The sequence below is a fragment of the Butyrivibrio sp. TB genome, assembly GCF_900110805.1.
Taxonomy (GTDB): domain Bacteria; phylum Bacillota; class Clostridia; order Lachnospirales; family Lachnospiraceae; genus Butyrivibrio; species Butyrivibrio fibrisolvens_C.
Genome location: NZ_FOER01000014.1, coordinates 62,415 through 84,141 on the forward strand (window position 1 = coordinate 62,415; position 21,727 = coordinate 84,141).

The 21,727-nt window shown below is 39.7% G+C and carries 14 protein-coding genes; 1 reads left to right on the forward strand and 13 read right to left on the reverse strand.

Annotated features, from left to right (window positions below):
- Positions 1-327: 327 nt before the first annotated feature.
- The 13 genes from BMX21_RS10680 to BMX21_RS10740 form a co-directional block, all read right to left on the reverse strand.
- On the reverse strand, positions 328-2,904 hold the full coding sequence (locus BMX21_RS10680) for a glycoside hydrolase family 2 TIM barrel-domain containing protein (RefSeq protein WP_092044089.1): 2,577 nt from the start codon (positions 2,902-2,904) through the stop codon (positions 328-330).
- 187 nt (positions 2,905-3,091) lie between these two features.
- Entirely contained in the window at positions 3,092-4,510 is a 1,419-nt protein-coding gene (locus BMX21_RS10685; protein ID WP_092044092.1) for an AAA family ATPase, read from the reverse strand.
- A gap of 320 nt (positions 4,511-4,830) precedes the next feature.
- Positions 4,831-7,416: a glycoside hydrolase family 31 protein gene (locus BMX21_RS10690; protein WP_092044094.1), complete on the reverse strand. Its 2,586-nt coding sequence runs from the start codon at positions 7,414-7,416 to the stop codon at positions 4,831-4,833.
- 179 nt (positions 7,417-7,595) lie between these two features.
- Positions 7,596-8,858: a sugar ABC transporter permease gene (locus tag BMX21_RS10695; RefSeq protein WP_092044097.1), complete on the reverse strand. Its 1,263-nt coding sequence runs from the start codon at positions 8,856-8,858 to the stop codon at positions 7,596-7,598.
- Entirely contained in the window at positions 8,858-10,219 is a 1,362-nt protein-coding gene (locus BMX21_RS10700; protein ID WP_242952908.1) for a carbohydrate ABC transporter permease, read from the reverse strand. Before BMX21_RS10700 ends, BMX21_RS10695 begins: the two co-directional genes overlap by 1 nt.
- Before the next feature lie 217 nt (positions 10,220-10,436).
- A complete protein-coding gene (locus tag BMX21_RS10705) occupies positions 10,437-11,714 on the reverse strand; it encodes an extracellular solute-binding protein (RefSeq protein WP_092044100.1) in 1,278 nt (425 codons plus the stop codon).
- Between the two features lie 198 nt (positions 11,715-11,912).
- Positions 11,913-12,149 carry an alpha-glucosidase C-terminal domain-containing protein gene (locus BMX21_RS20195; RefSeq protein WP_092044222.1) on the reverse strand — a complete coding sequence of 79 codons (237 nt, stop codon included), beginning with the start codon at positions 12,147-12,149 and terminating at the stop codon, positions 11,913-11,915.
- A 211-nt stretch (positions 12,150-12,360) separates the two neighbouring features.
- A complete protein-coding gene (locus BMX21_RS10715) occupies positions 12,361-13,380 on the reverse strand; it encodes a LacI family DNA-binding transcriptional regulator (RefSeq protein ID WP_092044102.1) in 1,020 nt (339 codons plus the stop codon).
- 164 nt (positions 13,381-13,544) lie between these two features.
- Positions 13,545-15,212: an AAA family ATPase gene (locus BMX21_RS10720; protein ID WP_092044105.1), complete on the reverse strand. Its 1,668-nt coding sequence runs from the start codon at positions 15,210-15,212 to the stop codon at positions 13,545-13,547.
- A gap of 134 nt (positions 15,213-15,346) precedes the next feature.
- Positions 15,347-17,182 carry a glycoside hydrolase family 3 protein gene (locus BMX21_RS10725; RefSeq protein WP_143057244.1) on the reverse strand — a complete coding sequence of 612 codons (1,836 nt, stop codon included), beginning with the start codon at positions 17,180-17,182 and terminating at the stop codon, positions 15,347-15,349.
- 74 nt (positions 17,183-17,256) lie between these two features.
- Complete coding sequence (locus BMX21_RS10730) at positions 17,257-17,949, reverse strand: DUF975 family protein (RefSeq protein ID WP_177174004.1); 693 nt, start codon at positions 17,947-17,949, stop codon at positions 17,257-17,259.
- Between the two features lie 210 nt (positions 17,950-18,159).
- Positions 18,160-19,296, reverse strand: a complete 1,137-nt coding sequence (locus BMX21_RS10735; RefSeq protein ID WP_092044114.1) for a galactitol-1-phosphate 5-dehydrogenase — start codon at positions 19,294-19,296, stop codon at positions 18,160-18,162.
- 241 nt (positions 19,297-19,537) lie between these two features.
- The gene (locus tag BMX21_RS10740) at positions 19,538-20,788 is read right to left on the reverse strand and encodes a flagellin N-terminal helical domain-containing protein (RefSeq protein WP_092044120.1); all 1,251 of its coding nucleotides are present in this window, start codon (positions 20,786-20,788) and stop codon (positions 19,538-19,540) included.
- 181 nt (positions 20,789-20,969) lie between these two features.
- Between BMX21_RS10740 and BMX21_RS10745 the strand changes: the two genes are divergently transcribed.
- A complete protein-coding gene (locus tag BMX21_RS10745; RefSeq protein WP_143057245.1) occupies positions 20,970-21,407 on the forward strand; it encodes a hypothetical protein in 438 nt (145 codons plus the stop codon).
- Positions 21,408-21,727: the final 320 nt, after the last annotated feature.

Below are 21,727 nucleotides of genomic sequence, written 5' to 3' on the forward strand. Positions count from 1 at the left end.
TATTGGAATGATATATGCATGTCTTATTTCTGATAAAACTGTCTTAAAAACAGTTAAGAACCTAGGAGCATAAGCACATTCACTATACAATGTAAAAAATTGCTTGTCACGACTTTTCGACGGATTGCACATTTCATCCGACGAATGACATCTTCACGAGACGAACGGCATTTTCATATAACAAATGACATTTTCATGAGGCGGATAGCGCATAATAAAAAACCTCCTTACCGGATATTAATCTTATCCAGTAAAGAGGTTACATATCACTGCGGCATCGCTTTTTATACCAATACGATATTTATTCTAATTATTCTAATATGCCAATCACTCCAATGTGATCTTTATTTCTTTTTTCAAGAAGTCTTGTGATTCAATAGTTAAGGTTGCCTCACCCTTTTCATATCCGCTTCTTAATACTGCCATTGCCATACCTTTATAGGTGGTAGTTATATTATCGGTATAGTTCTCTTCTGTCTTGGGATTGCCTGTTCCAAGACCGGAGAGTTTGGCCTTACCGGATATGGAAGCTGTTATGGAGACTTCAGCATCAGGAACTACTGCTCCGTCCTCGTCTACTATCTCTATGCCTATATATGATACGTCATGGCCGTCAGCTTTAAGGCTGGTCTTCTCAGGCACAAGTCTTATAGCGGCAGGGGTCTTGGTTGTCTCAAGGGTATCCCTACTTATAACAACCCTTGCGACATCCTTATCTGTATTCTTATCTGTATTTATATCTGAATCATTGTTGTCATTATTACATGATCCTGATACTGCTTCAGCGCCTAGTTTATAGCTTATTGCTTCGACTACGCCTTCTTCGTATACCGTTTCGAATACTGCGCAGTTAGGGAATCTGTCATTTAGATCTGTTCTCTTAACTCCTATAGACTTGCCGTTTACAAGGACTTCTACTTCATCGGCAGATGAGAATACTACGATCTCGATATCTTTGCCTTCATATCCCTTATAATTCCAGTTCTTATCTACATAAGGGAAGCCCCACATGCTGCAGATCTCTTTTTTGCCAAAAGTATCAGGATGTTTGGAGTAGACATAGGTTTTGTCGCTATGCCATGCTATGCTCCTGTACTGTCCCTGCGGAAGGAGTCTTCCTGTAATATCAAAGTCTGCATCATTAGCACATCTCCATGGATAAGGGGATGATGTATATGGCATGACTTCCCAAGGGTTCTTAGGAGCAGCGGGATCATTCTCGTCTACATACACAGCCTTGCCGATTCCGGCTTCGCCGATATAATCCCATGCTGTCCAGGTGAAGTCACCTATTACATATGGGTGCTCTTCTATAAATGGCCATCTGAATCCGATCTCTTTGGGGAAGTTCTCTGATCCTAAGATGACTCTGTCAGGGAAGAGCTCGTGGTCTTTCTCATACAGGCCTTCGAGGTAGTTGTAGCCTACTATATCAAGGCCATTGGTAAATGGCAGCGTGACATTCTCCCAAAGAAGGGACTCGCCTCTTGCTGATGCGTTCTGCTGATGGTTTTGACTACTTGCAAGTTCGTCGTCAAGCCCGCTCCACATAGAGCATACAGCGTTACATACAGGTCTTGATGGATCCAGGCTCTTAACCTTGGCTGCCAGCATAGATGCTACCTTATATCCATCTGAAAGGCCTCCTCTTTCAGGTATCTCGTTACCTGTTGACCACATGATAACTGCCGGGCTGTTCCTATCTCTTGTGACAAAAGATGTAAGGTCCTTCTCCCAATCAGCGTCAAAATACTGGCTGTAGTCTCCACTTCTCTTGGCCATATTCCAGGCATCAAAGGCTTCGTCTAGAACGTACATTCCAAGTCTGTCGCAGGCTTCTATCAGGACCTTGGACGGCGGATTATGAGATGTTCTTATAGCATTAAAGCCAACTTCCTTGAGCTTTTTTATCTTCCTGACTTCCGTCTCAAACAAGGACGCTGTTCCAATCAGTCCATTGTCATGGTGTAGGCACCCTCCTTTAAGCTTTATACTCTTTCCATTAATTCTAAGTCCTCTACGGCTATCTACAGATATAGTCCTTATTCCGAACAGTGTCACTGCCTTATCTACAGCGCCGTCTTCTTTAGGAATAAGGTGGGTTCTGTACTCTCCGGCGTCCTGAACTTTGGCAGTAACTGTATAAAGGTTTGGATGCTCTGCGTCCCAGAGTTTTGGATCATCTATGGCAAAAGAAAAGCTTGCAGGTTCAGAAGTTCCCTTGGCTACATAGATACTGCTCTTAACACTCTTAACAACTTCGCCGCTTTCTTCTGCAATCTCAAGAATTACGTCAACAATACTATTAGTATATGATGTATTCTCGATCATAACTTTAGCGTCTATAAGAGCGTAGTCTGCAGTAAGTACATCATCTGTGCATGTAACATCACCTATTTCTTTGGTATACATAAATATACCGTCATGTGCTACATGAATCCTGGGACTGTGACACAGCTCTACGCTTCTAAAAAGGCCTGTTCCTGTATACCATCTGGAGTTCTCATTCATAGTAGTATTAAGATTAACAGTGACCCTGTTATACTCTCCAAATGTAACGCGGTCAGTCAAGTCTACATAAAAGGGTGCATAGCCGTAGTGATGAGCTGCAACTTTATATCCATTGATATCTACGGTGGCATTGGACATAGCACCGTCAAAATAAAGGCCTACACAGTCATCTTTCCACTTATCCGGTATCATTATCTTTTTGGTATAGTTTATAAGGCTTCCCTTATAATATCCCATATCAAAACGTCCAGGCGCATCCTCAGATACATCGCCTTCTATCATGGCATCATGCGGAAGATCAACTAAAGTGCCCTTGCCATCCTCAGCTGTAACTGCCATATCAAGAAATCCCTTCCTGTACTCCCATCCCTGATCCAGTAATACTCTCTCCATATAACCTCCCAGTCTGTATAATAGTCCAAACAATATTTAACATATAAAAATGATAGCTTTAGTAATAGCTTCTCATGCATTGTCAAGAAAGCTATATCCTAAAGCTATCACTATTATTTGTGATGTACAATATCATTTTTTATGTCATTTACAACAGTTTTTGTGACCAAAACACTTGGGCAGGGTATCATTCAAACAGATCATCCATAGTAACTTCACTATTAACAACACTACTATGTTTGTTTCTTTTTACACCATATGTCGTTATCATCGTTAACTGAATGGACTCTTTTACACGATTATTAGAAATAAATGCTGAAACTTTATTTCTCAGATTCATTTCATATTCGTTATCTATTTCATATTCATCCGTAGAATATTTGCATTCGCACAAATTAATAACTCTATCCCTTCGCTTAATAATTAAGTCTATTTGTGCGCCTTTACCTGAGCTATCACCCTTTTTGCTCCATGTAGATATTCCTGATAACACTCCGGATATTCCCAGTTTTTTCTTGATCTGTTCTACATGATCTTTGCATACCTGTTCAAAGGTATAACCTGACCATGCTCTTCTTGCAGCATTATCGAGAGTATGTGCCCAATAATGCTCATCATTGCCATAATTATCTCTGATGAATTTATAGTAAAAAAGAGTATAATAATCAGCTAACTGATAGATTTTTGTCTTCGCTCCATAAAAATCATTAATTCGTATAAAACCAGAATATTCAAGATCATTTAGCATTCTTGTCAAAGTACCATTGTTTGAAAGTCCAGTTTCTTTTATTATCTGTTCTCTGGACAATCCTGATTTCTTATTGCTCAAAGCTTCTACTATTTTTTCATATTGATTACTATTCTTAAAAAGAGCACTGTATAAGTTTGTATACTCATCCCAAAGTTCAGCTCTTTTCCTAAAAAACAGATTATCAATGTTATTATTGTATGACAATTCAGAATCAAGCAACCTTAGATAATATGGAATTCCTCCCATAATCATATAACACTGCACTATGTCATACCTCGACCATTCTATCTCTTTAGATTTTAGGTATTCCTCTGTTTCCTTTAAAGAAAATGGCCTAATATAAATTCTGCATGTCAATCTGTTATATAATCCACCATGGTTATTATCTATATTTTCCATCATCCACGAAGTTGCTGAACCACAGACTATAAAAACAAGGTTGTCTTTGGTACTGCCATAGCCATTCCAAAACCATTCAAATGCAGATAAAAAACCAGACTTTAGTGTGTCCATCCATGGCATTTCATCAAAAAATACCACATGTTTACTGTCAACATCCAAAGATTCAATATAATCTCTTAAAAGTGAAAATGCTTCCAACCAAGTCTGAGGTCTTGGATACTGCTTCTTGGTCTGACTATTCAGCTCCATGATAAAGTTCTGGAGCTGATCATCTTTTGAAGCATTATTAATTCCGGTAAGCATAAAATCAAAACGCCCATTGAAATAGTTCCTTATTAGATAAGTTTTTCCAACCCTACGCCTTCCATATACCGCTATAAGCTGTGCCTCAACAGTTTTCATGCACTTATCCAGTCTTCTTTGTTCATCGACTCGGCCTATTATTTTATTCATCCATTTAATCCTCATATAGCGAGAGAAATTAGTAGCTAATGTGTCGATATTAGTGGAGCTCGCTGCACCAATTCGAGAGCCAATCGAAATCATCCTTGAAAAAGCCTACATTATCAGTACTTCTTTTACCAGTATAATATCACTTTCAGACTAATTATACCACTTAATTCGTCTTTTTCGATTAAAAAATATAGTTTTTAGACTCGGAATCATCTTTAGTTAGTCTAAATCAATAAAATATTATAGCATTTAGACTGATAATCACCTTTAATTGGTCTAATTTTCTGCGTTTATCATACCAACTTATGCTATGCAGTATATTACTTATCAGCATATATTTCTGTTATGGCATTCTTTAAGTTTTCAGAGATATCTGCTTCTTTTAGCCAGCTTAAAAATTCATCATCTGACATGCTAATGAGCTTACCATTTACAAGATCCTTGGTCATGATCGAGATCCATGCATATTCTAGTATATCGAAGACTTTCTTCTTGTAGTCATTATAGGCTTTATGAATACCTGATACTGTGACTACTGCTCCCTTTGATGTTGCGATGCTTCCGATGGCGATATTTAAGATCCTGCGGCTATTATCATAACTTACTGCTTCAGGTTTTAAAATACCATCATCTTCACTACCAGAAGTTTTAGTACAATCATTTATAGCATCACTGTCTTTGGTATTATTATTGACAGTATCATCATTGTCGATATCATTATTTTCAGTATCATTATCATCAGTAATATCGGATATACCTTTAATAACAATATTATCTAAATCAGATACTTCTGCTCCATATATACTTATTTCATATTTTCTCTTATCCGGAATAAGTGACAGATCACCTCTTGCAGGAGCTATGGCGATATGAAGAGTATCTTGATCTACTGCTGTTTCAAATCTTGTCTTAACATAGCTGCCACTTAAATAGTTCATGGTGATGCCGTCATCTTCGTACATTTCGTAAGATCCGTTTTGACCAAATCCTATACAGAGCCTGATATCTGATGGATTTACTACTCCATTAGTCTTATCATCAAGAGACATAGGAATTATACCGCCTTCGCCAAGAAGAACAGGGATATCAGTAAGGCGTCTGTACATCTTCCTCATAATGCCGCCATTATAGATAGTGCCTGTGAAGATGTCATACCAGTGGCCGCTTGGAAGTACCATGTTCACAGTAGATAGCCTAAGTTCTCTATCCATAGGTCTTGTAATGGCACCGACTATGAGCTCATCGCCAAATCCGTATTCGCATGGGACATTGTAGGCTCTCTCATCATCAGGTAACAGGTAGTACATAGGTCTTACTATTGGCTTATCTTCTTCATATGCTCTGAAGCTTTCTGTATATAGATATGGAAGGAGTCTGTGACGAAGTCTTAAATAGTCTGTCATGACGCCGCGATAAGGCTCGTCAATAGCCCATGGTTCCTTGTTAAGGAAGGCGCTGCTACTGGAGTGAAGACGATTTATAGGAGAGAATACTCCGTACTGGATCCATCTTATAAGTCTCTCATCATCCTTGTCACCCATCATGTGACCGCCGATATCATGACTCCAGTAGCCGTAACCTATATTACTTGAAGTGCTGGTAAAATAAGGCTGGAAGTCAAGACTCTTCCAGGTCATGACAGTATCTCCGGAAAATCCAACAGGATATCTGTGACTTCCCGGGCCTGCATATCTTGAGAAGATCATAGGCCTTATATTCCTGCCTTCCTGATCGTGATAGTGATAATGATTGAGAAGGAAAAGTGGATCAACGTCCTCCGCGTCTCTTCCTGTTCCCTGCTGCCAGTCTATCCACCAGAAGTCCACCCCGTCATCTTCATAAGGATGCATAACCTTTTCAAAATATGCATCTCTAAACTTCTTATCAGAAAAGTCAAACTCTACCGGCTCCTTTGAATCAGGATCTATGCCGACACTCTCTGCAACCTCCCTGTACATATCTTCAAAAGCTCTGATGCCATCTGCCGGATGAAGGTTAAGTGTTGTAGCAAGTCCCCTGTCATGGAGCATCTTTAGAAATCTCTTATGATCAGGGAAAAGATCCTTGTTCCAGCTATAACCTGTCCAGCCTGTTCCGTACTTTGGATCAACTTCTGTAATATGCCAGTCCATATCGATGACAGCTACTGAGAGCGGTATCTCCATCTTCTTAAAATTATCAAGGACATCACTATAAGACTCTTCTGTATATCTATAATACCTGCTCCACCAGTTACCAAGAGCATATCTTGGAATCATAGGAGTCTTGCCGCAGAGCTTATAGAAATCCTTAAGACCTCCATAGAAGTCCTTGCCGTATCCAAAGAAGTAAATATCTATTCCGCTGCCATCGCGGTTTGCATATTCATAAGATGAAGGGTTATCACCTATCCCAGATACAACTACAGGGCTACCTGTATCATTGAGAACAGCGTAGCCGCGCTTTCCAAAGATACCTTCTTCAAGCCACAGACCGCCATCGCATCCGTCTAAAGTTCTGGCTGTTCCGAAGAGGTTCTCATCAGAGTTACCATAAGTGATACTGTAATGCCATACAGATCCTGTTTCTTTTAAAGTTATAGAAAGGCCCTGAGCACTGAAGCTCTTCTCATCATATCTTATTATCAGGTCGTCTGTTTCTATTTCTATGAACTCACTTAATATATTATTGGTATCTATTGTTTTGATCAGACTATTTTCTACCGGATCATTTTGGATCTGACTATTCTCTTTTTTACCAGTCTCTATCTGATCACCGAATCTTCTTAATTCATAAGAAACCTTATCAAAATCTCTGTTTACAACAGTCTTGGTTATCCTGTCTTCAAAGATTCCTTGTTCGTTATATTCAAGTCTTATCAAGCGACCTGTTAGTATAGTAATTCTATATTTATTACCTATAATCATATACACCCTCTTAATTAGCAACATCCCTGACAAAAAGGTCAAATTATCATCTACGATTAACTACAAGCCCGCAAACTTAGAGGCCAAGTTATAAAGTGTTCCACTTTCAAATCCCCTTGTACCGTCGCTATAAATACTATCTAAAAATTTATCCATATACTTTACCTAAAACTTATTAACTAACCCTTAACAGAACCGGAAAGACCCTCAACATAGAATCTCTGGAGCCATACAAACAGTATTACGATAGGTACTGCTACTACAACAGCGCCTGCGGCAAACTGTGTATAGTAGGTATCTATACGTCTAAAATCTGTCAGCCAGTAAAGACCTACTGCTACTGTGTAAGAACTTTGCTTGTCGCCAAAGAGCATACTTGGGAAGATATAATCCGACCACGCTCCAAGGAAGTTACCAAGGACTGTATATACGATGATAGACTTAGACAGAGGAAGTGTTACATGTGTGAATATTTGAAATCTTGACGCTCCATCTATGATCGCAGCTTCATCAATAGCCTTCGGGATCGTGTCAAAAAATCCTTTGCTGACATGATATCCCATTGCAGCACCTGCAGCGCCTACAATGATAAGTGCCATAAGAGACTGGTTAAGGCCAAGTCCCTTTAAGATGTTGTAAACGGCTATAAGTGACATGAATCCGGGGAACATTCCGATTATCATCAGGATGTTCATGAACTTTTTTCTTCCTCCAAATCTTGTACGACTTAGAATGAAAGATGTCATAAGTACGATAAGTGTATTGATCACGCAGCTGCAGATAGCAACTATCATAGTGTTAACCCACCATCTTCCAAAAGGAAGGACACTTTCATTACTAAAGAGGTTAATGAAGTTCTGGAGCGTAAGCTTATGTGGGAAGAAGTATCCTACATAATAGCCCTGCTCTGCTCTAAGAGCAGTAAGTATGATCCACAAAATAGGAAACATCCATATAGTTCCAAGTATTGTAAGAACTATATAACCTGTATTGGTCTGTGTAGTCTTCATGATAAATACAAGACCTGCATATGCAGCTATAAGGCCTATCCAGAAACCTATTCCTAAATACTTGTTCATAAAAGATGTCTGAAGATGCGCTGCTTCTAAGATCATCTTGGATGAAAAAATAAGGAAGGTCCAAAAAACTGTACTTAACGCCTGAACACACTGCCATATCTTCATGGTCTTAACTGAAGTTTTAAAAAGGTTAATAAGACCAAATACAAAAGATATAACTGTAAGAATAATTGTAAGGTATACAAAAAATGTGATCTTAGAGCTTTCAGATGCAGCTAACAGCTTAAAGGCTGTTCCTATAAGTGAAGATCTCATCCCATCTCTTGATACATAAGGAAGGAAAAGGCTTATAAAGCCAAATATCACTGCTGCCAAGGCTTTATAGAAGTGCCTTAGGTTAAGTCCTATTACTATTTTTTTCATTACTGGAAGCCCTCCTCATTCTTAATTGCATTAGATCTTGAGAAAGAGATAAGTGTAAAGGTTGCGGATATAACAAATATGATGATACCGATAGTAGCTGCAAGGTTATAGTCGTTACTATCTTTGGTCAGCTTGTAAAGCCATGTTACAAGAAGGTCTGTCTTGCCTGCGCCCTTGTAATAATCAAGTGTGTGCGGCTCTCCTGCTGTAAGGAAGTAGATTACGTTAAAGTTGTTAAAGTTACCTATAAGATTAGAAATAAGGTACGGAGTTGTAACAAACCACATATAAGGGAATGTTATCTTCCTAAACATGGTAAAAGGGCTTGCACCGTCAATCTTGGCACTTTCGTAAAGCTCTCCCGGAATATTCATAAGGATACCGCTTACCATGAGCATGGTTACAGGTACACCGATCCAGAAGTTAACTATTACAACTGATGCCCTGGCCCACATGGTATTACTCAGAAATGGAAGGGCTGAAGAGGTAAATCCCCACTGCTGCAAAAGAACATTAAAAATGCCCCTTTCACCAAGCATAGTCGCAACTACTCGAAGTGAGATAAATGCAGGTATAGCCATGGTAAAGACAAAAATAGTCCTCCAGAACTTTTTGAACTTAATACCTTTTGAATTAATGATCATGGCAAGTATCATTCCGCCAAAGTAGCAGGAAAATGTTGCAAGAAATCCCCATACTAAAGTCCATCCAAGAACAGGCCAGAAGGTTCCTGAAAGTCTGTCACCTGCTGAAAGAAGCGTTTTAAAGTTTGTAAATCCTACCCAGTCAAAGAGATTGCCCGGAGGCTGATGCTCTGAGTCATAGTTGGTGAATGCCATAAGTATCATGTATAAAAGAGGCATTACCGTAAATATAGAAAGTCCTGCAACCGGTATACCCAGGAACAGAAAACGAATATTCTCATTTGCAAGGCTGGCTACATCCTGAATGAAGTTATTGACATGCTTGCCTGCCATATGATTTTTTCTGGCATTTTCACCTGAATAGATAGAAAAAAGCCATACTGCTATAAAAGCAGCGCTGACAACTACAGCCATAACGCCGTAGAGAAGTATCAGCATGGAGTTATCTCCCTGCTGCATCTCATAGATTCCGAGGCTTTCGTTAAATGCCATCCCCTGAGTATTCTCACCCAGTGTAGAAAGGTCATATAACAGGGAGCCTCCCTTTAAAAACATAAAAAAGATATAGGAAACTTCTAAAAGGAAGAACAATAAACCTTTAATTATCTGACCGTGACGGATATTGGCAAGTCCGCAAAAAATGTAAGAGAGCTTTGAAAAGATGTCTCCTTTGGTAAAAATAGTTATGAAGTTTCTATCCTTGTACTCATTGTTCATAATGTATATGCTCCGTTCAAAGATAAAGGGGACCGCCATAAGCAGCCCCCTGACTACTTTACAGTCATACATTTTTGAATCAAAGATTCAAAAATGCAGCAATAGAGCCAATTCAGTTCACCTTCGGTGAAGGCTCTATTGCCAACCGATTCACTGAATCACGAAACGCGCAGTAAATGCGCGTTTCTGTAATTTACATTCAAGAAATCATACCTTTTTACTCTGTAAGTGTTCCTGTAATGCTGTCTACAAGTGCATCAAGATTGTCCTGAAGATTAGCTTTGGTGATATCACCGTTATAGATTCCTTCACCAAGTGCCTGAGCAGGTGTCCAGTAGTCACCCATCTGAGGGATGCTGGGCTGGTTAGTTGCAAGAGCTGCCTGATCATTAAGGGCACTTGCTACGAAATCATTCTTGATATCATCGCTGTCTGCAAGAGACTTAAGTACAGGTACATCGCCCTGCTCTTTGTATCTTGTAAGGCTGTTCTCAGGGTTTGCAAGGTATACTGCAAGCTGCTGTGCGCAGAGTGGATATGCAGTATTGGACTTAACTGTGATAGTCTTAAAGTCTACGAAGTTAGAAAGCTGAACTTCCTTGCCGCCGATATTGGCTGTAGGAAGAGCAACAGCTCCAAGCTTATCGCCAAGAGCTTCTTTAAACTCGATAGCGCTCCATGCACCTGATGTTACTGCGCCAAGGTTACCTTCCTTGAAGGCTGAACCGCCGACACCATCAGCATCTTCGAGGTACTTAGGATTTGTAGCAAGATCGATAAGGTACTCACCTGCTGCAAGACCATTTTCATCATTGAATGAGCAGTCAGCTGCATCTTTTCCGTCAGGTCCAAAGAGTGTACATCCTGCTCCAAGGAAGAAGCTCTCGATGTACCAGGAGTTTGTGATCTGTGTACTGAAATTCCACTTGCCATCTCCAAGATCCTTGGCCATCATAGTATCAAGGTTCTTGACCTCTTCTTCTGTAAAAAGATCCTTGTTGTAATACATAAAATATGTATTAGGTGAGAATGGAACTGCATATGTAAGACCGTCAACAGTAACTGCTGTAAGTGCACTCTCAGGAAGATCTGCACTTATGGTATCGAAATCCTTGGTTACAGGAAGAAGCAGTCCCTTCGCTGCCATATCTGCAACACCGCCGCTTGGTGTATAGAAGATATCTGCTGCTGTATCAGCATCTGTCTCAACTGCCTGAGGAGCTTCGTCGATACCAACTACAGCGATCTCATAGGTGATGTTGAATTCGTCATGCTCAGCATCGAAATTCTTGACCATCTGATCTGTGATCTCAACCTCTTCTTCAGGAACCCAGATCTTGAGTGTTACATCTTCAGTACCTGTTTCGCCCTGAGCCTGAGTGGTATTGTCCTTAGAAGCATTACCAGTTCCTGCATCTTTGTTTCCACAGCCTGTCATAAAACCTGCTGCCAAAACAGCGCTCATCATAAGAGCTCCTAACTTTTTCACTTTCATTTCTTACCCTCCTAGATATAATCTTTACCTGTTACTTTTTTAAAATACCTGTTTGGTTAATCGCTTTACCAGTAATATAATCTCTCTTAGTTAAACGGTCAACCTCTTTTAAACATTTTCCATAAAATGAATAAATGGTGGTGCGATTAATTATTTATTTTTCACTATTGAATTATTTACCTGTGTATGTTATGCGTTTTACCTTACCAGTATATAAAAAGACCATGGATCAAGGTTATCTCTTGCAAATGGATTATCTCCGCCTTCCTGATATGCTCCGTTTACTCCGCTAAATAAAACCTCTTCATCTCCTGTAAGAATCTGTGAAAGATCAAACTCAGACTGCTGCCTTTTGGACAGGTTGTAGATACAGATAATGGTGCTGTCTTTATAGCTTCTTGTAAATGCAAATATATTTTGTCCAGTCGATAGTATCTTTTATAACATGAGCCTTGTCTACGAGCGCTTTAACAAGCAAAAAAGGTCCGGTAAATATAGTAAATGTTTGAAATGCATTTACTATATTTACCGGACCTTAGTTGGCTTTTATGTGGTATTGGAACATAGATATATTCAGATATATATTACTGAAATATAATCAGAAATATATTCTAAATAATAGTCTTAGTGGAGAAATTGGTTATTATTAGCCTGAAATATCCCTTACAGACTGACGTTCCTTGACTCTTATGGGCTGGCGTTCATCTACTACGAGATCCTTGCCACCTTCTTCTATCATCTTAAAGAGATACTCGCTAGCCTTGGCTGCCTTCCATTCGTAATCCTGGGCTATGGAAGTTAGCTTTGGGGTCATGAAATCGCAGTCAGGGAGGTTATCAAAGCCTACGACGGAGATATCAGAAGGTACTTTATAGCCGCACTGGCTAAAGCCTTCGATAAGACCATATGCTACTATATCTGACATAGTTGCAACGCCTGTATATCCTCTTCCTGCAAAGACTATATCCTGACCTATCTCTATGGCACTGTTATAAGTTGAAGCACAGTTAAATATGTCCTTATCAGGATCAAACTTAATGCCGCTTTCCTTACAGGCATCCATAAAACCTTGCTGTCTTTGGCTGATAACGCCTTCTCCGCCGCTTACGGGAGCTACGAGGGCTAATCTTGTATGCCCTTTTCCTATAAGGTACTTGGCAGAAAGGTAACCTCCTCGGTAATCTTCAATGCCTACATTAACTATTTTTTCACCAGGAGCATAGGTATCTATGAATACCATGGGAATATCTATGGTCTTCTTGATATCTCTGACTTCATCCTTGTATACGCCAAGGAAGAAGGCTCCGTCTACATTCCAGGAATTAAGAAGAGGTACAATGTCTCTTGGATCTGCAACGCACCTAAGCATAACGTAGTAGTCATGATTTCTTACGAGTCTTTCAAGGGCTGCTATCATATGGGCGTTGTAGGGGTTAGAGAAGAAGTCTTCATCTTTCCCTATATAGGGAAGGACTACGCCTATAAGACGGCTTTCCTTCTTAGCAAGGGATCTTGCTACAGCATTTGGTTTATAATTGGAATCCTTGATGATCTTCTCAACTTTTCTTCTGGTATCTTCTGAAACTTTGTGATAGTTGCCGTTTATAACATTGGAGACTGTGGCAGTACTTACTCCTGCAAGCTTTGCAATAGTCTTTAAGTTCATCCCTTCTCCTGTCTGGGTCCGCTATGTAGTTTTAAGTTTAGCGATTAACCTATTTTTTACTATACATAACGTAAAGGAGATGTGTCAAGAACTTTTACTATAGCTAAACATATCACAAGCGCAAAAAGAGCCCTGAAGATACGCTCTCCAAGGCTCCCATAAAGTCATGCCATTTCTATAACACATTTATGATGTTTATATTCTTTGTTTGTACTTGATACATCTTTGTCATAATCTATCCCGACAAGCAATATGTTTCCTTTATAATGCTCAAGTCTGTCAGGATAATTTCTATTTTTGATCTGAGAAAGAGCTGTTTCCGCATCCTTATTGTACTTAAGCTCTATAACCATAGCCGGTTTGTCTGAAAACTTAGGTGATGGGATAAAAACTATATCAGCATAGCCTTTACCGGAATCCAATTCCAAAATGGTCGTATAGTATTTCTGCGCAGCATAATAAGCATATTGAACTGCATAGCTAAGAGCAGCTTCATCATTATATGTCTTATTGCCTGTAAGGTCATGAGCTTTTTCTAAAATTTCAGCAACTTTATCACAATTCTTTGCCCATGTAGCTTCAAGAAGTTCCTGTGATATATCAAACGCCTTAAAACTTTCGACCCACTCACTACCTTTTGTTGATGTCTTAAACTCATCTAGAATCTCTTTGTTAGGAATATATATTTCACCGGCAACATCATCATATCCAAGATATCCAAGATGAATAAGTAATGATAAGACATCATCCTTGCCTGTAAATGTAGTCATATCATTCTGATATGTCGAGGTATCGATATGAATCCTGGCACCGTCCATAAGCAGAGTAACAGCCTCTTTAAGGCCGTCATAATCCTTTATGATATAATCCGACAAAGCCTCATAGGTTTCTGTTTTATTCCAATAATCCTTGATAACGCCTGTACTTACAGCTTCTACAACAGACAACGGACTATACAAACAATATCTGGTTCCTTCCGGAGATTTACCTGTGGCCTTCAATTCTTGATAGTTTGGATCCGGAGGTATAATATCGCTTACTTCATAACCATTATACCAGGATTTTATTGTATCGAAATCACGCCCATAGCTTTTGCACAAACCACTAACTTCTTCTTCCGTAAAGCCAGTATATCTTGCAAGCTGCCTTGGAAACATCATGGAATACTCTGTGAACATATTAAGAGCTGAATGTTTACCATATTTTTTTATTGGAAGAATTCCGGTCATATAAGCAAGTGCTATATAACTTTTATCTTTAAAAAGATCCCGTAAAAAATCGAGGTAGTTTTTTTGACCTTCTTTATCAGATGGAAACTCTCTGAAAACCGCATCCCATTCATCGATAACAATGACAAACTGCTGGCCATTCTCTGCGTAGACATCTTCTATCATTTGAATGAGATCCTTGTCATCAAAATAATCTACATCCGGATACTTTTTCTTGATCTCCCTTGATACAAGTTTCTGCATAGCATCAAGAGCTTCATCAAAAGTTTTCTTGTTCCTGGTAAATGTGGTCATGACAATTCTTATGACATCAAATGCACCTAAAAAATCATCCCAGGATTTTTTTCCAATACCTGTATCTGATTCAGAAACTTTTAATGCCTCGAAAAGCTCTCTACTATCTGCTTCCCTGTCATAGTATGCACAGATCATGTCAGCTGCCATGGTTTTTCCAAATCTGCGTGGGCGGGAAACACTTACATACCGCTGCTGAGTATTGACCAAACCATTTAGAAAAAGTATCATCTGTGTTTTATCAACAAATATATCCGAATTAACAGCCATCTGATAAGACATTTTTCCAGGATTTAAATACTGTCCCATAACGATCTCCCAAAACATTTCAAGAAAAGTAGACTTATAACAATATTATGAGGTAGGTGTCGAAAGTTCCTTTTGACCCCTACCTCATATTATAAACATATATGCTACCCTGCTGCCAGCAAAATGTGAAGAGATCAGTTTATCGATACCGGAAGTGTGCCTGTGATGTCGCTTCCGCCAAAGATTGCATATATGGCTGCAGGGATGTTGGCGCCGTACTTAGGTCTATTGGACTCACCTGTCGGGATCATCTCCATGCCTCTTGAATTGTAGCAGGCAATAAGAGCATCGGCATCTGTAAATGAAGATAGTTCATATGGAAGGTGGGCACTTAATAATATGAACTTACCGCCGTTATCATGGGTCTTTGCTATAAGCTCATGTACAAGGTCTTCGTTGGAAGCCTCCTTGGAATATGATACTGATAACATGATCACGGTATCGGCACCTTTGATAGCTGCTGTGAGGCTTTCTTTTGAAGCGTCTTTAGCGCATATACTAATTATATTGTCAGGGCTAGTTACCTTGCCTTCTGCTACGAGGAGAGCTTTGGCAAAGTCTATGGAGTTTTTCTGATTATCATTAGAATAAAGGATAACTGTCTTCTTATCATCTGATACAGGATATGCATTATCATTTTTGATAGAAGTTACAGCTTCAAGTGCTATCTTCCACTCAATGTCATGATGCTCTTTAGATCCAACTACCTGTTTTGCAAGCTCAGGATCAGGTGTTATAAGCTCTGACTTTCCTAGTTCGTTAAGAGAGTCATCGTTCATAAGGCCGTATTTAGATTTTGCTTTTAGGATCCTGTAGACAGAATCGTTGACGCAGTCCATGGATATAAGTCCGCTATCTATTCCGGCAACTATACCATTTATATAATCATCCAGCTCTTTGACATCATCAGGTGATGAGATATCTACCGGTATAAGGAGCATATTGGCACCTGCATTAATGGCAAGTCTTGCTGCATCCATAGGATCAAAGTGACTTGCTATGGCATCCATCTCCATTGCATCTGTTACTATAACGCCTTCAAAGCCTATATCTTTTCTTAAGATATCTGTAAGGATAGTTTTGGACAAAGTTGCAGGAAGATATACTTCTTCACCTGTAGAAATAGATGTATAGGTTCCTGTCTCTATATTGGGATACTGGATATGAGCAGTCATGACAAAATCTGCTGATGAAGCTACCTGTGTAAATGGGATAAGCTCAAGTTCTTTTAACTGATCATAGGTCTTCTCTATAAGAGGAAGTCCTGTGTGAGAATCTGTATCTGTATCGCCATGTCCGGGGAAGTGCTTGAGAGCTGCCATGACGTGGTTATTATGAAGGCCGTCTATAAAGCGGGCTCCGTACTGTGATACAATCTCCGGATTATCTGAGAAAGACCTGACTCCGATTATAGGATTGGAAGGATTGTTGTTAACATCCATGACAGGAGCAAAGTCAACATTGATGCCCTGAACAGAAAGCTCACTTCCTATTACGTCTCCTGCAAGGTATGCATTGTCAGGGTCATTAGTTGCAGCTATAGCCATATTGCCGGGCATGGAAGTTCCTGTAGAAAGGCGTGTTATGTAGCCTCCCTCCTGGTCTATAGATACTAAAAGAGAGCTTACAGCGCCGCCCATGGCGTTGGCCTCTTGCATAGAGCTTATTAGCTGGGTGGTCTGGCCGGCTTCTTCTATATTCTGGCCGAAGATTATGACACCGCCAAAGCTGTACTTCATAAGGACAGCCTTCTGCTCATCACTTAGAGTAGTAGCAGGGACTGCATCATCGCCGCTTGTCCAGGTACGTAGAGCGGGCATGATCATCTGGGCTACCTTCTGCCTAGTTGTCATGTTACTTACTACGCTTCTAATTCCATTTGCTGCCATTACAGTCTTTTGATTCATAGGCATTATAAAAGCTCCTACGACCATCATCAGGGCAAGGCTTGATGAAATGAACTTTCGCATGATAGCTGTCTCCTTTTCCACGATACCCCTTTATATTTCTTGATAAAAACAGCATTATCTAATTAGTCATCTTATCACGAATGCAAGGAGTGACCAGATATTTCCAAGTATAATGCTGCGTCTGAGTTCTGCTTATAGGGCGCTGTCCAAAAGATTGTAAGTATCTGTCCGGCAAAAGGAATAATTCCAAGAATATACCAACCAATAAAAGAAAGATCATATACAAATGCATTCCATTTATGCCCGTTCATCATCTCTCTGGATCTTGTGATCACCTGAGTTGCAGACAGTTCAGGGTTATCCTTGATAATATAAGGTACCATCCTATATGAATAAGCCTTAATGATACCCGGAATAAAAAACAGACAGCTCCATAGGCAAAGGAAAAGATCTCTTAAAAACAAAGTTATGAAACTATGAGCGTAGGTGCCAAAACCTTCTGTCAATACATTAAGACCTACATTACCTTCCTCTACATTCCTCTTAAAGAATCTATAGCCACCTACCTGCAGCGGATTGAATAAGAAAATCTTCAGTATAAGACTTATAAATGATATGGTCATAATTGTTCCAAAAAAGACATATATCAAAGTAGGGTCGGCGGTTTGGAAAAAGTTCTCAAGATTATCCTTGTCAGCCTGAGAACTGGTAGACGCTGCTGTTCCTGTAGTCAGTAACGACAAGACAAACGCTACAATAACTGATTTAAAATAATTTGCCAAAAAAGCTCCCTTTCCTCTTGACTTAACTTCTGAAATAGTCCACATTTTTTTCTCCTTTCTACTACAATGTATGTGACAAAAATAACTTGATGAAATGAACTTTCGCATGATAGCTGTCTTCTTTTCTGCAATATGTTTTTTATATTGTAAATATATATTCAATATATAGTATAATGCGTTTTGGGGATTGTTGCTAGGGGAGAGTGAAGAAAGGGGGGATTAGTGGCTGCTTCTTTGGTTCGTAGCATTCATATATCAAGAAAATCCCATCATCACTTTCACATATTCTTCAGACTTTGTTCGCATGATATCAAGCCCCAAATTCATGTCTTTCAGGCTAAAACGATGAGTTATAAGATCATGAGGAAGCATAATAGATTTACCTTCAGCCTTTAACTTAGCCCAAGCAACCAGACGATCAAGTGCATATCTCCAGTCGTCTCCTTTGCCATCTATTCCATAAAACGAGGAATTCCATGTTCCTCTAAGAGTCAGCTGATTACGAAGGATCTTCCAATATATTTCCCGCGACAGGCTCATGTCAGAAGCAGGATTTCCAACCAACATGATCTGTCCAAACGGTGCAGCGCAGCTAACCGCCTGTTCATAATTCTCCGAGCGCCCAATGCACTCAAAGTAAACGTCAGCTCCCCGGCCACCGGTTCTCTTCTGAAGCTCTGCCACAGCATCAACGTCTCTAATATCAATAATCTGACCAGACTCATAACCCATATCCAGCAGTTTCTTACGTTGTATATCTTTATTGCCTATGCAAAAGACATTTTGGTATCCCGCATCTTTTAAGAACAAAGCCACAAGCAGCCCTATCGTTCCCAATCCGCAAATAGCTATGTTCTTGTACTTAATATCATCACAGCTGCCAAACACAGCATCACCATCACAATCTGTATTGCCATCTACCCGAATCAGGTTCATAAGTCGCAGTGCATGAACTGCCACGCACATTGGCTCCAACATTGCAGCATCATCATTTTCTACTTCATCAGGAATAGGTAAAAGATTCCAGACCGGGGCCTTCACATACTCGGCGTAACCGCCATCACTGCGTGATCCCAGATAATCATAGTTCTCACACATCTCATAATTATGTGCAAGACACTGTGGACATTTCTTGCAGGGAATAAGAGGAAAGATGCCAACTCTTTTGCCTACAAGATCCGGTCTACTCTCGCAGCGCTCCACAACTCCGGCCATCTCATGTCCCGGCACCAAAGGCATGTTGTGAGCACCAGTCTTGAACACCCTTGGTATATCAGAGCCGCAGATTCCGCAGGCACTGACCTTCACCAGCGCTTCGTCTTCCTTTATGTCAGGCATCTTTATATCTGAATATTGCAAGTTACCGATTTCGTATAAAACCTGAGCTTTCATATTCCCTCCGATATGAAAAAACTGCAGCGTAAGTTTCTTTTTGGCTGGATTGCAAGAAATATAATCTATTAAAAAATATCTTTTAGGGGTACTGATGGACTTTTATTCGGATATATATTATCAAATATATAATAATAATTGCATTTTTTCTCTATTATTTCAACCAAACAGATCATCCACCTCAGATATAGCATATTCTGAATTGTGGAAGATTGTGGAAGTAACTATTTATAATCACGTATTATTGAAGCAAATTCAACACTCCCTGCTTGGACTGGTTAGCCTGCGCAAGGACCGTCTGTCCGGCCTGAGCTATTATCTTGGTATTGGCATAATACTGCATCTCTGACGCCATATCCGTATCACGGATTCTGGATTCAGAAGCTGTAGTATTCTCAACAACATTATCAAGATTCTTGATTATATGTTCAAGGCGGTTTTGTACCGCACCAAGCTTTGCACGCTCCATAGAATTGGTATTGATGGCATTTTTTACTTTCTCAATTCCATCCATACCACCGGAACCATCTTCGTCTTTGACGTTGATGTCTGCAACTCCCAAAGTTGACGCGCTTACTGCATTTATTTCAAAACTAAAGGTATGCCCCTTTTCAGATCCAACCTGAAGAGTTATTGGAAGCGGGCCCGAGAAATGTATATCAAAAACAGTCTGACTTGCACCTTTGGTATATCTGGCACTTGCGCCATTAGCGACATCCGTATTTGCTGCAAGATTGACCCTTAAAAGGTTCCAGGCTATCTCATTAAGAAGTTCATTTTCACTTGTTACAAGCTTTGCTTTATCAGATGTAGAGCCGTCTCTTTCTGTTGGCGCAGTTCCTCCGGATGACTCGTAGTTAGCCCACTGCTGATTGTAATCGGCAACATCCTGATCGCTGGCATATTTTAAATATTTGGCAGGATTAGATCCATTAGCCGGAATATAAACAACATCGCCCCTTTGAAGATTGTTGATCGTATATTTGGCATCTTCATTCTCAGTTGCCTGAGTGACCTGACCTGTCGATCCATTCACTGTTGCAGTTGCAGCTACAGCATTGGCCTTAGTCTGCGGAAGGCCATCAAGCAGTATTATATTATTGAAGCTTGTTGAAACTCCAACTCTGTCTATTTCTTTAGTTATCTGAGAAATTTCGTCTTGAATATAGCCTCTATCGTCAGACTTAAGAGTACCATTAGCCGCCTTTACGCACAGTTCATTCATTCTGTGGAGCATTTCATTGACTTCATGAAGTGCGCCCTCAGCAGTCTGCACCATCGATATTCCATCCTGAGCATTATCGGAAGCTTGCGACAGACCTCTTATCTGACGTCGCATTTTTTCAGACATAGAAAAACCGGCAGCATCATCTGCTGCCCTGTTGATTCGATATCCTGAAGATAACTTCTCTGCAGATTTACTTAAATTGATCTCGACAATGCCATCCATTCGGTTGGCATTTATAGCCGATAAATTATGCTGTATAACCATAGCCATCTCCCTTCATCCTTGATAAGGAGACTCAAGGTTTGTACATAAAAGTACGTTCATGTTCTTCTTAGCATGCACAAGCCCAAACGTATAACTTCAATATGGATATCGTACAAAATATATTAAAAACTTAGATATAACGCAAATATTACTATTATTTTTTAATCTTTCAAAGTTTTTAGTGGTTAATTTGCAGATAATAGGCGGTCCTCCAGAGAGACAAAAGCCTCTTAACGTTGGAATCCTGATGTTCAGCGAGCATCCTGAAAAATTTTTTCGCTACGCTAGAATTGAAGTCGTTGATATTCCGGACTCAACCGGCAGTAACATGATAGAGCAGACATTCACAGGCCCAATACAGCGTCAACTCACTAATGCTCTTTCATATATAAAGAACTACGTTATAAAAACCGCTATCATAAAGCTAAAAGATCAGGCAGAAGCTGTAACTGTATACAACTATCCGTTTGAAGCAATTGAAGAAATTCTCTCAAATGCTGTTTATCACAGATCTTACCAGGTAAACGAGCCTATTACTGTCAGAATCACTCCTTCATGCATCGAAATAACCAGTTTTCACAGCTTTGATAGAATCATATCTGATCAATCAACAAATTGAACAAGACGGTATAATCGCAAACGTTTACCGAAATAGAAGAATTGGGGATTTCTTAAAAAAGCTCCATTTAATCAAAGTCAGAAACACTGGTTATCTAAATGCAAGAAAAGCATTAGCAAACAGTGGTTCTCCCAAACTACGATTTGAAATAAACATAGAGCGTGAATATCTGTCTGTATATATTGATATTCATGAATATTTTAAAGCACTAAGCAAGATAAATATGTAGAGAAGATATTAAAAATACTTAAGGCTTCACCAATGTCGTTAACAGAGCTTTCGACAGCAATGGGGTATAAAGGAATCACAGCAAAACTCAG